Below are 11945 nucleotides of genomic sequence, written 5' to 3' on the forward strand. Positions count from 1 at the left end.
GGAGCAAATGCGGTGCTCGCTAAAAGCTTTTGCGAGCATGCGCCATGGAATTGAGATGCCCCTGTCGCGCCGGCAGCCCGGGAAGAGGAGCAGGCAACTGGAGATCAATAGGAAAAGTTGAGCGTCGCACGCAGGGCACGGCCGAACTCAGGCCTGGCGAGAAAATAGCTGCTGCCCATGCCGCCGGCGTCGAACGATCCGGCTCTCGGATTGCCTTCGGTCAGGCCGAGCGCGTTAGTGATATTGGTCGCGTGCAACGCGAGCGTCAGGCGATCACTGATTCTGGCGTTCATATCGATGTTGACGAGCGAGAAGGACGGCAGCCGCTGCGTGTTCGCGATATCGGCGAAGCGATCGGAATAGTGCACGAATTCGGGCGCGATGCGCAGCCTGCCGGCGAAGAGGTTGAGGCTTGGCGTGGCGCGCAGGGACAATTCCGGCACGCGAATCAACTGATTGCCAGTGACGTTGCGCGTGACCGGCAAGCCGCCAGCCAGTTCGACATAGCTGAAATTGCGATAGCGCGGATCCTGAAGCGTCGCCTGCAGGTCAAGCTGCAGTGGCCCCGGCAGGTCCGCGTGGCCGGCAAGCTCAAGCCCGACAGTGGATGTATCGGCGATCGAGGTCCGGTCGACATAGGTATTGGACACCGGATCGAAGCGATAGTCAGTGAACGGCAATCGCGCGAAATGAGTCTTGTAGGCGACGGCTGAAAGATTCCAGTGCCGGCGCCGCACGATGAGGCCCGCCTCTGCCATCGTGATCGGGACGATCGCCTCGTCGGTTCGGTTCGGCGAGCCGATGAACTCGGTCGCGCTCGGCAGCCTGGCGGTGCGCGCGAACCGCAGGAACAGGCCGGTGCCCGGGCCGGGATTGAAGTTGACGCCGGCGGTCCAGCTGAGACCGGAGAAAGTGCGGCGGATCGGCGTGATCTTGCCATTGCCGGTCAGCACAGCATCGTCGGCCAGCATCGCCGGATCGCCCAGGTTCACAGGGGAACTGCCTTCGACACCGCCGCCGATCCGAATCCGCTCCCAGCGTCCGCCCAGGTCGATGCGCCAATGGGGCGCCAGCTTCCATTCGTCAGCCAAGTACAGAGCGACGTTCGAGGATCGCAGATCGACCCGGTCGAACAGCGAGCCATAGCGTATGAAACCGTTGTCGGTCAGCGCACCGACTTGCCGGCCACCGGCATCAAGGGCGACGACGTCGAGCCGCCGCGCCTGGCTGCGCACATCGAGCAACACGGTTCCCATCGTCCGGTCGAAGCCAAGGCTGGCATGATCATAGGTCAAGCCAAGCGCCAGGTCGTGATGCCCCCATCGATCGACACTGCGCGTCAGCCGCGCATCGCCGATGACTTCGCGCATCGGCATCCGTACCGACAGCAGGTTGGCGCCGACGACCAGCCCGTTGCCGTTGCTGTCGGGCAGAAACGGTTGACCGGTGTCAGCGTAGCGGATCTGCGTCGCCGACGTGCCGGGAAAGGCCGCCGCCACTTGCTGTCGAACGCTATCGAGATAGATGCTCCCGGACATCGGCCGGCCGATCGGGAACAACCCGTTCCTGACCGTGCTGCCGGTCCGCAGCCGCGCCTTGACCTCAAGCGCGCTCAACCCGCCGAGCGGGAGCCGTCCGGTCATCGTGTAGAAGGTGACCCGGCTGTGCGTGCCCCGCGACAGGTCGAAATCGCGCAGGCCCGTAGCGGTCTTGAACGGGACATTGAGATTGTCCGGTCCGGCCAGCGTGCCGACCAGCGGATCGAAGCCGGGAATGCCGTGGACGTCGCCCCGGGCATCGAACTGGAGCGGAACGGGCAGATAGAGAATGACACGGTCGTCCAGCCGCTTGACGTTGAACGACAGGCGAGCCCGGCCATTGTCGTAATCGATGACGGCGCGGAGCTGTCCACCCTGGTCGGCGAGATAGCCAGGATCGCGCAGGCCATCGTCGCGCCGATAGAATCCCCCCAGCGAAACCCCGAGGTTGGGTGCAATCCGCACACCGACGAATCCGTCGATCCGGCCATAGCCGAAGCTGCCGCCGGTCGCTGAAAAGCGATATCCCGGAGCACGCAATCCGTTCCGGGTGAGGAAGTTGACGCTGCCGCCCGGGGCGTTGGGCATGAAGATCGCCGAGGGGCCGCCGCGCACCGCTTCCACCCGCTCGACCGTCGGATCGGCCCGATATATCTGGTCGGTATTCAGATAGCCGAGACCGCCGTCATATTGCACCGGCAGCCCATCCTCGAGCAGCGCCACCGAGGAATAACCATCGGTCGGGATCCCCCGGGAGCGGACATTGTTGCTTGCCTCCCCACCGGTCGATTCGACCCAGAAGCCGGGAATCCGGGTGAACAGCTCAGCCATGGACTGAGGGCCTTGGCGTGCCAGCGTGGCAGCATCGATATGCGTGACCGCGTAGCTCAGTTCGGCCTCCGCGAGCGGCGCGCCGACGGCGCGCCCGGTCACCACGATTTCCGGCGGAAGCGGTGAAGGCCGCTCGGGAACAGACGAAGGCGCGGGCAGCGGGACGTCAAGCCGCTTGACCCTCCGGGCGAATGCTGAGGGAACACCCGCGCGCAGGGTGACGACCCGATCAGTGAAGCGGGCAATCTCGAGCCCGCTCCCGCGTAACAACCGGTCGAGCGCCTCGCGAACCGGCATCCGGCCGCGCAGCGCCACGTTGCGACCCGCCGTAGCGACCCCGTAGGGATAGAGTATCTGAACCCCGGCCTGACGCGCGAACTGGTCCAGGGCTGCCGAAAGTCCCTGCGCGGGGATGTCGAACAGGACCGACCGTCCTCCCTGCCCCGCCTGGGCCGGCGCGGGGGCGATCATCGCCATGCCGCCCAGAAGGCCAGCCGCGAACCGGGCGGCGGGTTTGGAAGCACGGTGGTTCGATGGCCCGAAGAAGCGACGAAGGCCGTGAGTCAGACACATGATCCGTCACTGGCGCCCATGCGCGACAGCTTCATGTCACGACGGCCCTGCACGTGCATCGTCCGGGTCGGCCGTCAGTCGTGGCGGCGGAAAAGCTGGATCTGATTACCCTGCTGGCGATGGTCGATGTCGAATCCGTCGCGAAGGGCGAGCAGGAAGCCATCGGGGTTGTCGATCTGGAATTCCCCGCCGAGCCGCGTGCCGGCGAGGTCCGCCTGCTGCAGCACGATCTTGTCGGGAAGATAGCGATTGAACTCGACGATCGCCCGATCGAGCGGCATGCCGTTGAAGACGATCTTGCCATCTTCCCAGGCAGTGGCGGCCGCGATGGCGTCCGGTGACCGGGCGGATATCCGCGCCGCACCGTCACTGACCGTCAGCGCGCTGCCGGCATGGATCGTTCCGGCGGGCGTGCCGCCATAGGCAGCCTCGGCCCTCCCGGCGACAACCAGAAGCTCGCCGCCGCCGGGCTCGATCCGGAACGTGAACTTCCCGCCGCCAAGGCGCGCATCGATCGGATCGCTGTATACGCGAAACGGCCTGGTTGTCTCGCGAACGAGCAGAGCCGCCTCACCTCGCTCAATCCAGAATTCGGGCTCATTCTCGAAACGCCAGGCGACGCGCGTATCGGTATTGAGCATCGCATGGTTGCCGTCAGGCAAACGGATGGTCCGGCGCTCGCCGACCGCGGTCGAGGCGAATGCCCTGCGCGGCCACACCAGCATGGCGCCGGCGCCGCCGAGACCGAGCATGGCAGCAACCGCGCCCCCGGCAACCGCACGGCGCGACCAGCTTCCCGTCGCTGCCCGATCGGGCTCTGGCAACGCGACAGCTTCGGCGGGCTCGTCGAGCAGCGCGGGGAGGCGCGGGTCGGCGGTTCGCCGCCACGTCGCGGCGACCTGGGCAAAGGCAGCGGCATGCCGGGGATCAGCAGTGCGCCAGGCATCGAACGCCTGCTCGTCGGCGGTGCCGCAATCGAGCGCCACCAGCCAGTCGATCGCCTGCTCGCTCAGCCCTGCTCCAGCCTTTCCTTCCTCTCCCATGCGGGTATTCGCTCCGTCTTCGCCTGCGCTTCCTGCCGGTTCAGCCTCTGCGTCAACAGGCGAAGGGCCTTGATCAAGTGTGTCTCCACCGTGGAGACGGAGATCTTCATTCTTTCCGCTACTTGAGCCGGGGGCAAGCCCTCAATTCTCCGGAGAACCATCGCCTCGCGCATGCGCGGCGGCATTTCCTGCAATATCTGGGCGACCCGGCGCAGTTCGGACCGGTCCATCGCCACGACGTCGGGGGTCGGCTCCTGATCGGCGACTTCGAGCGTGTGCAGGATCGCGCTCCGGTCGAGCCTGACGACCTCGGCGCGACGAAAGCGTTCGATCGCGAGGTTGCGGACGATCCGCAGGGTGAAGGCGTGGGGATTGGCGATCGAGGCCCAGTCTTCGAGCGCGAACAGCCGCGCATAGGCTTCCTGCACCAGTTCCTCCGCCTCCTCCGCCTGCCGGACAAGGCTGATCGCGTAGCGGCGCGTCTGCTGGTGATAGGCGAAGACGTGATCGGCAAACCATATGTCGATGTCGCGCAGCCATGCCATGTCGTCGCCGCCCCATCCGAAATGCCGAACCGAGACTCCGCCTAAAGGCCGGTTGTGACAGCCGATTGACAGTCCCTCGCCGGCCGGGGCCGCATCAGGCGCCTGACATCGCCACACCGAAAAAATTTGCGCGACCGATAGCGGAAACCACCCCCTGCCCCGTCTGCGCGGCGAAGCACAAACGAACGCCTTTCACCGACGCGCAGCCGCGCGCCGGAACGACCGGACGCGCGTCTCTCGGGTCCGGAAAACCGCCAGAGACATCAACCGAAGGGGAAAATCATGAAGCCGTACCTGATGACATCGTCGCTGCTCGCCCTGCTATACGCCGGGACGGCCCCCGCATGGGCGCAGGACAGCCAATCCCAGGCGCACGACCAGCAGCCTGATGCGCAGCCCGCGCAAGGCGGCGAAGCCAGCGATATCATCGTCACCGGCCGCGCCGGCACCGGCCAGCGGACCAAGGCCGAGATGAGCTATTCGGTCACGCGAATCGACGAGGAGGCGCTGCGCCTCCAGGCTCCGACCAGCGTCACCGAGGCGTTGAAGTCGGTCCCCGGATTCTGGGTCGAATCCTCCGGCGGCGAGGCAAGCGGCAACGTCCGTGCGCGCGGCGTGCCGGTTGACGGCTTCGGCTCGATCCAGTTGCTGGAGGACGGCATCCCGGTCCAGCATGATCCCGCGCTCGGCTATCTGAACGGCGACCAGGTGTTCCGCCTGGACGAGACGATCGAGCGGATCGAAGTGGTGCGTGGCGGCCCCGCGTCGCTTTTCTATTCGAATGCGCCGGCGGGCGCGGTCAACTTCATCCCGCGCAAGGTGGGCGACAAGGCGGAGGGCCTCGTCAAGGCCTCGCTGGGCGCCGACAGCATGTACCGCATGGATTTCTGGGTCGGGGCGCCGATTGGTGACTGGAAGGTCGCGCTGGGCGGCTTCTATCGTTCCGAGGGTGGCGTCCGCGACCCCGGCTTCACCGCCAATCGCGGCGGCCAGATCCGCGCCACCGTGTCGCGCGAATGGGAGCGCGCCAAGGTCAGCCTCGACGTGAAGCGGGTGGACGACATTGTCGGCTTCTACACCGGCATCCCGATGCGCACCTATGCGGACGGCAAGATCCGCGCGGTGCCCGGCTTCAGCGGCAATTACGGCACGGTCGCGGGGCCGGAGACACAGCGCGTCCGGATGATCCAGGGCGACGGCGGCACCTATGATTTCGACAACAGCGTCGGCACCCAGGTGAAGCGCACCCAGATCACCGGCAAGTTCGAGTTTGAGCCCTGGGATGACTGGAAGATCTCCAACGTCACCCGCTACAACGACACCGGGACCCAGCGGAACGGCGTGTTCCCCAACACGCTGCAAAGCGCGTCGAGCCTGCTGACCCAGCAGGTCGGCCTGCTGGGCCAGGCACCGGGTGCGACCGCACTCCAGTTCCGCTATGCGACCTCACCCGGCCAGATCTTCGACACCGCCAACCAGAACGGCAACGGGCTGGTCATCGTCGGCGGCCTGCGCGGCCTGACACTGCCGGTGAAGGAGTTCATGAGCGACACCCATATCTCGCACCGTTTCGAGATGGGCTCGACCACCCACGACATCACCTTCGGCTATTATTTCGCGCATATCGACGAGGATTTCAGCCGCTATTCCTCGACCGCGCTGCTCGACGTGCGCAACAACAGCCGGCTGCTCGACCTGGTCGCGGTCGATGGCGCGGGCAATGTCCTCAAGACCTTCACCGACCATGGCATCTACAAATACGGCTATGAATGGGAGAATGCGCATGGCGAGCAGACCAGCCACGCACTCTACCTGGCCGACGAATGGCAGATCACGCCGAATCTGCGCGTCGATGGCGGCGTGCGCTGGGAAACGATGCGCACCCGCGGCACGGTCGGACTGAAGAAGACGGTCAATCTCGGCACCCCGGCGACGTCGTCGATCCTCACCGGCAGCGGCGTCTATGCCAATTACGACAAGAACTACGCCCATGCGACCTGGACGCTGGGCGTCGACTATCAGTTCAGCAAGCATGCCGGGCTGTTCGCCCGCTACACATCGGCCAATCGCCTGCCGAGCCTGGGCAATTTCGTCACCAGCCCGACATCGACTCCCGTCATCCAGACGATGGACCTGGGCGAGATCGGCCTCAAATATTCAAGCCCGCTGATCGACGTCTACGCAACCGGCTTCTGGACCAAGTACAACAACGTCTCCTTCACCAACTATCGCTTCGACCTGAACGGTCCGGCGATCAGCGAGACGCGCTATGCCGACACCCAGACCTTCGGCCTGGAACTGGAGGGCACGGTGCGTCCGGTGCGCTGGTTCGACCTGTCCGCCACCGCGACGCTCGAGGACCCGCGCTACAAGGGCCTGACCTATGTCGACGCCTCGAAAAAGACCTTCGACTTCGATGGCAACCGCCTGATCCGCGTGCCGACGGTGAGCTTGCGCCTGGTACCGGGCCTCAACCTGCTCGATGGGCGCATCCGCCTGCAGGGATCGTGGGAATATGAAGGCGCGCGCTATGTCGACACCGCCAATTCGGTGCGGCTGCCGGCCTATGGCACGATCAACCTGAGCGCGCGGTTCGACGTGTCCCGCAGCCTGTCGCTCTATGGCTATGTCGACAACCTCAACAACTCGCTTGGCCTGACCGAGGGCAATCCGCGCGCGGGCGAACTGCAGAACGCCGATGCGGGCGCCAACACCTTCATCGCGCGCCCGCTGATCGGGCGGAATTTCCGCGCGGCCGTGATGTATCGGTTCTGACCATGGAAAAGCGTCTCGCGTCCGCCCTTCTCGCAACCCTCATCCTGGCCGCGCCTGCCTTCGCGCGGGACGGCCGGGCGGGGCCATCGGAAAGGGCGGACGCGGGCACGCCCTGGCGCGTGCTCAAGGGCGAGCTGACGCGCGCCAACTATGAGCGGTACACCGATGTCCCGTTCGACCTGCCCGCGGGGGTGTCGCGGATCACCATCCGCTTCACCTATGGCGGCAAGGAACAGCGTTCCGTCATCGACCTCGGGCTGCGCGACCCGCTGCGCTTCCGCGGCTGGAGCGGCGGCACGCGCGACCATATGACGCTCAGCACCGAGGATGCGACGCCGGGCTATCTCCCCGGTCCGCTGCCCGCCGGACGGTGGAACCTGATCCTCGGCGCGCCCAACATCCGCGTGGGCGCGCGGGCACCGTACGAGGCGCGGATCTTCATCGACCGCGCGCCGACCGTGACCGAGTTCGCCAACGCCCCGATCGCTGCGAAGCCCGGCTGGTATCGCGGCGACCTTCACATGCACAGCGGCGACAGCGACGGCAGATGCAAGGCCCAGTCGGGCACGAGCATCCCCTGCCCCGTCTATCGCACCGTCGAGGCAGCAGCAGTGCGCGGTCTCGATTTCATCGCGCTGAGCGATCACAACACCACCGCGCACTATAATGCGCTGCGCGAATTGCAGGGTGCGTTCGACCGGCTGCTGCTGGTGCCGGGGCGCGAGATCACCACTTTCTGGGGCCATAGCAACGTCTTCGGCCCAACCGGCTTCCTCGATTTCCGCATGGCCGGCCCGACCTGGGACCAGGCGCGCAAATGGATCGACGCGGCTCATCGCGAAGGCGGAATCGTCTCGATCAACCATCCCGGCGCGCCATCCGGCGAGATCTGCATGGGCTGCGGCTGGCGCATCGATGGCCTGCCGGACGGCGCGGTGGATTCAGTCGAGGTCGTGAACGGCGGCACCATGCGGGAGACGCGATCGGCCGACAGCCAGTTCCAGGGGCTCGCTTACTGGACCGGACTGCTGAATACAGGCCGGCACGTGACAGGCATCGGCGGCAGCGACAGCCATGAGGCCGATCGCCCGGCGAACGAACCCGGCGCGATCGGCAGCCCGACCACCGTCGTCCATATGTCTGAACTCTCGGTACGCGGATTCCTCTCGGGCATCCGCTCGGGCCGGGTCTTCATCGACGTCGAGGGTACGAAGGACCGGTTGCTCGACCTGTCGGCCTCCAGCGGCACGCAGCATGCCGATATGGGCCAGACGCTGCGCCTGCGCGCCGGCGAGGCCGTTCGCCTCTCCGTCGACCTCAAGGGCGTACCGAGCGGAACGGTGCAGGTGATCGTCGACGGCAAGGCGGAGCCCGCCTATCGCGCTGCGTTCGACGCGAACCATCCCGTCTCGATCGCACCGTGGCACAGCGACGGGCACACCCATTGGATCCGCGCGGAGGTCCGCGACGACCGGGGGCGCCTGCTGCTGATCGGCAACCCGATCTATATCGCGGCGGCGGGATAGGGCAGCAGGGTTGCCTCCCTTGTTGCAACGATGAGAAGAACGATGAGAAGGAAGCGAGGCGCTGACGCCCACCATGATGCCGTTCTACGCGATGCGGCTTAGTGATTGAATCGAACGCGTGTTGGGAATGCCATGAGGGTTGCTGACATTCTCGGGCCCGGGCGGAAGCGGAATTCGCATTTTACCATTTATTTTCAAATATATAGTTAGATACAATTACTCATAATCAACCTCGAAAGCAAAATGAGGCTGTTGCACTTGCGCCACCCCGGCGTTCGAGTGAGCTTGTGTTCCCCGGACACAGGCTTGGCTTGCCGAGAGGCAAGCCAAGCGCGCGCGGAACAAGTCCGGGTGACGGAGGAATGAAACTGATCGTACGCGGTTCTTGCCGGTCTAGCTGGTCTTCTTCGCGTCGCACTCGCCGACGCGCTTGCCGATGACCTGCGTCTTGGTATTGACCTTGCCGCCACCGGCCGCGCCGGGCATTGCGGGCATGTTCATCGAGGCATCGCTCGTCACGTCATAGCTGGTGCTGGCAAAATTGCCCGACATGGTGGCGCGCATCTCGCCCGGCCCAGCGGCGCCGCCCTTGCAGACCAGGGTAGCGTCCATCTTGCCATCGGACATCGAGAACTTCTCATACGTACAGTTCTGCGCGCCGCCAGCGAACATGTTCTCCGGCGGCTTGGCGACCATTTCCGGCGTGAGGCAACTCTCCACCGTCTGGCTTCCTGCCGCGCTCATCTGCTGTTTCATCGCCGCGCCCATTTGTGCGGGCATGCCCGGCGCATCGACCGAGAGGATCTTGATCGTGGTCTGCCATTTGCCTGGCTGGAGCTTCACGGCATCCTTCGTCACCGCAGCGACTTCGGCGACCGAAGCATTCTCCGCCTTGACGCTTGATTGGGAATGGCAGGCGCCCAGAACAGCGATAGCGGGCAACAACATAACCAGATTCTTCATGGCCTTCTCCCTTTGGCTTGGCACGACGGCACCCTGAGCAGGTGCCAGGTAAGCGAACGCGAAACGCATGACATCGCCTCGCTATCCACTGGGATTGCAAATTTCTGGCGGGTTATGACGAGAATGCTGGTGTCGCTTTCTTGATCGGCCGATGCGGGCGCGCCGCCGGACACGTCGACTACGAGGTGGTCTTGGTTGTGAGCCCGCCACGGGAGCGAGGATCATAATGCTCAGACTGACCTGCTGCCCTGCAATCATGCCATTGGTAAGTTAGCTCGTGAGATGGAGACGAGCGATGCGGCGAGGCCGTTTTACCGAGGATCAGATCATTAGAGCGGGATGACATTTGATTGATTCAAGGAGGATTCCCTTTGAGTTGATTTTCTGATTCAAGATGCTGGCTGGGGATTGGAGGCCAGCGAGCATGGCGAAGCCCTATTCGATGGACCTGCGCGAGCGGGTTGTGGCGGCGGTGATTGAGGATGGGATGTCCCGCCATGCGGCGGCGGCGCGCTTTGGTGTGGCGGCGAGTTCGGCGATCAAATGGGTACAGCGCGTTCGCGAGACGGGCAGCGCATCCCCTGGCCAGATGGGCGGCCACAAGCCCAACATACTGTCCGGCCCCAATCGCGACTGGCTGCTGGAACGTGCCGCCACAGACTTCACGTTACGCGGCCTAGTGGCCGAGTTGGCGGAACGCGGGGTGAAGGTTGATTATGTTCAGGTCTGGCGCTTCATTCACGCCGAGGGGCTGAGCTTCAAAAAAAAGCGTGCTGCCCGCCGAACAGCTCCGCCCCGTGATCGCCCGGCGACGTGAGCAGTGGAAGAAGTATCAAGGCCAGCTTGATCCGGCCCGTCTCGTCTTCATCGACGAGACGTGGGCGAAGACCAACATGGCACCGTTGCGCGGCTGGGCGCCGGTCGGGCAACGTCTCCATGCCAAGGTGCCCTATGGTCATTGGCGCACGATGACCTTCCTGGCGGCACTCCGCTGCGACCGCATCGATGCCCCTTGCGTGCTCGACCAGCCGGTCAACGGCCAGAGCTTCACCGACTATGTCGAGCAGTTCCTTGTGCCGACGCTCTCGCCTGGCGACGTCGTCATCATGGACAATCTGAGCAGCCACAAACGCCCCGCAATCCGCAGGGCGATCCGCGGTGCTGGCGCCAAGCTCCTGTTCCTGCCGCCATACAGCCCCGACCTCAATCCGATCGAGCAGGTCTTCGCCAAACTCAAGCATCTGATGCGCAAGGCCGCCGAGCGCACCCACGACGCAACATGGCGACGCATCGGCTCCCTGCTCGATACCTTCAGCCCCACCGAATGCCGCAATTACCTGCTCAACGCCGGCTATGGATCAAGCTGATGTCATCCGACTCTAGCGTGCTGCGTGAGCACGAGGCTGGGGTGAAGACCGCCGAGCTGTGCCGAAAGCACGGCATCAGCGATGCGACGTTCTACAACTGGAAGGCGAAGTACGGCGGCGTGACCGTTTCAGAAGCGGCGCGGTTGCGGACGTTGGAAGACGAGAACCGGCGGCTGAAGGATCTGCTGGGGAAAAACTAACCCGGTCTGCGGATCGCTACGCTGCGGTGGAGAAGCTGATGGCCGACCGCGGCTTCTGCGAGCGTCGCGCCTGCAGGCTGATCAGGGTCAACCGGTCGGCATGGCAATGTGAGCCGCTTGGCGGGAAGGACGATGCGCAGACAGCAACTTAGCAGTGCCTGGGGGGCACTGCCTTTATCTGGCTTTCACGCCGCAACAGCTCTCCCCGGCGGTTCGGGCTTGCTTTCCGTCCAGTTCCAACCAGTGGCGTCAGCGATAGCGTCCTCAAAATCACACGATGCAGTAACAAAACGCCCCTCCTCTCGGAGGCGCTTGATCAGCGCCGCGACCCCAGACTGGAAGCCGGAGAGTTGATCGGCAACCTGCTCCTCAGTTCCCAGCTCAACGTAATAGCGCGAGCATTCGATAAAGTCGTAGGGCCGCTTCTCCCGAGAACTCGGGTCAAAGTTCTCGTTGTCATATACAGGGTAATCTACCCTGATATCTGCGAAAGCGTCGGCTGCCGCGTCATCTAAAGCCGTTTCAACCCTCTCGATATCCTCGTCAGTATCGACATACAGTTTGCAGTAGTACGGGTCTGGCAT

At 64.4% G+C, this 11945-nt stretch carries 8 protein-coding genes and 1 pseudogene; 4 read left to right on the plus strand and 5 right to left on the minus strand.

Annotated features, from left to right (window positions below; all coding sequences use genetic code 11):
- Nucleotides 1–104: 104 nt before the first annotated feature.
- The 3 genes from P0Y59_11520 to P0Y59_11530 form a co-directional block, all read right to left on the minus strand.
- Nucleotides 105–2942, minus strand: a complete 2838-nt coding sequence (locus P0Y59_11520) for a TonB-dependent receptor (GenBank protein ID WEK02276.1) — start codon at nucleotides 2940–2942, stop codon at nucleotides 105–107.
- Between the two features lie 74 nt (nucleotides 2943–3016).
- Nucleotides 3017–3985 (minus strand): DUF4880 domain-containing protein, encoded by a 969-nt coding sequence (locus P0Y59_11525; protein WEK02277.1) that lies wholly within the window; start codon nucleotides 3983–3985, stop codon nucleotides 3017–3019.
- Nucleotides 3952–4530, minus strand: coding sequence for an RNA polymerase sigma factor (locus tag P0Y59_11530; protein ID WEK02278.1), 579 nt, complete (start codon nucleotides 4528–4530; stop codon nucleotides 3952–3954). The genes P0Y59_11525 and P0Y59_11530 overlap by 34 nt, the downstream gene beginning before the upstream one ends.
- Before the next feature lie 282 nt (nucleotides 4531–4812).
- Between P0Y59_11530 and P0Y59_11535 the strand changes: the two genes are divergently transcribed.
- Nucleotides 4813–7305 (plus strand): TonB-dependent receptor, encoded by a 2493-nt coding sequence (locus tag P0Y59_11535; GenBank protein ID WEK02279.1) that lies wholly within the window; start codon nucleotides 4813–4815, stop codon nucleotides 7303–7305.
- A 2-nt stretch (nucleotides 7306–7307) separates the two neighbouring features.
- Complete coding sequence (locus P0Y59_11540) at nucleotides 7308–8831, plus strand: CehA/McbA family metallohydrolase (protein WEK02280.1); 1524 nt, start codon at nucleotides 7308–7310, stop codon at nucleotides 8829–8831.
- A gap of 393 nt (nucleotides 8832–9224) precedes the next feature.
- Here the strand turns inward: P0Y59_11540 and P0Y59_11545 are convergent, their stop codons facing one another.
- Nucleotides 9225–9863 (minus strand): DUF3617 domain-containing protein, encoded by a 639-nt coding sequence (locus P0Y59_11545; GenBank protein ID WEK02281.1) that lies wholly within the window; start codon nucleotides 9861–9863, stop codon nucleotides 9225–9227.
- A 355-nt stretch (nucleotides 9864–10218) separates the two neighbouring features.
- Here P0Y59_11545 and P0Y59_11550 point away from each other — a divergent pair.
- Both P0Y59_11550 and P0Y59_11555 read left to right on the plus strand, forming a co-directional pair.
- Nucleotides 10219–11161 (plus strand): IS630 family transposase gene (locus P0Y59_11550; GenBank protein WEK02282.1). Its coding sequence is split into 2 segments (ribosomal slippage): nucleotides 10219–10554 and nucleotides 10556–11161, totalling 942 coding nucleotides; the frame shifts between segments, so codons are not numbered across the junction.
- Nucleotides 11161–11349 (plus strand): annotated as a pseudogene (locus tag P0Y59_11555) (transposase). Before P0Y59_11550 ends, P0Y59_11555 begins: the two are co-directional and overlap by 1 nt.
- A gap of 197 nt (nucleotides 11350–11546) precedes the next feature.
- Here the strand turns inward: P0Y59_11555 and P0Y59_11560 are convergent.
- Nucleotides 11547–11945, minus strand: coding sequence for a hypothetical protein (locus tag P0Y59_11560; GenBank protein WEK02283.1), 399 nt, complete (start codon nucleotides 11943–11945; stop codon nucleotides 11547–11549).

This window comes from Candidatus Sphingomonas phytovorans (genome assembly GCA_029202385.1).
Lineage (GTDB): Bacteria > Pseudomonadota > Alphaproteobacteria > Sphingomonadales > Sphingomonadaceae > Sphingomonas > Sphingomonas phytovorans.

What these genes read in the sequence shown, in the direction of transcription:
- P0Y59_11530 (WEK02278.1), bottom strand. Translation starts at nt 4,530, where the DNA reads ATGGCATGGCTGCGCGACATCGACATATGGTTTGCCGATCACGTCTTC.
- P0Y59_11520 (WEK02276.1), bottom strand. Translation starts at nt 2,942, where the DNA reads ATGTGTCTGACTCACGGCCTTCGTCGCTTCTTCGGGCCATCGAACCAC.
- P0Y59_11545 (WEK02281.1), bottom strand. Translation starts at nt 9,863, where the DNA reads ATGCGTTTCGCGTTCGCTTACCTGGCACCTGCTCAGGGTGCCGTCGTG.
- P0Y59_11540 (WEK02280.1), top strand. Translation starts at nt 7,308, where the DNA reads ATGGAAAAGCGTCTCGCGTCCGCCCTTCTCGCAACCCTCATCCTGGCC.
- P0Y59_11560 (WEK02283.1), bottom strand. Translation starts at nt 11,945, where the DNA reads ATGCCAGACCCGTACTACTGCAAACTGTATGTCGATACTGACGAGGAT.
- P0Y59_11525 (WEK02277.1), bottom strand. Translation starts at nt 3,985, where the DNA reads ATGGGAGAGGAAGGAAAGGCTGGAGCAGGGCTGAGCGAGCAGGCGATC.
- P0Y59_11535 (WEK02279.1), top strand. Translation starts at nt 4,813, where the DNA reads ATGAAGCCGTACCTGATGACATCGTCGCTGCTCGCCCTGCTATACGCC.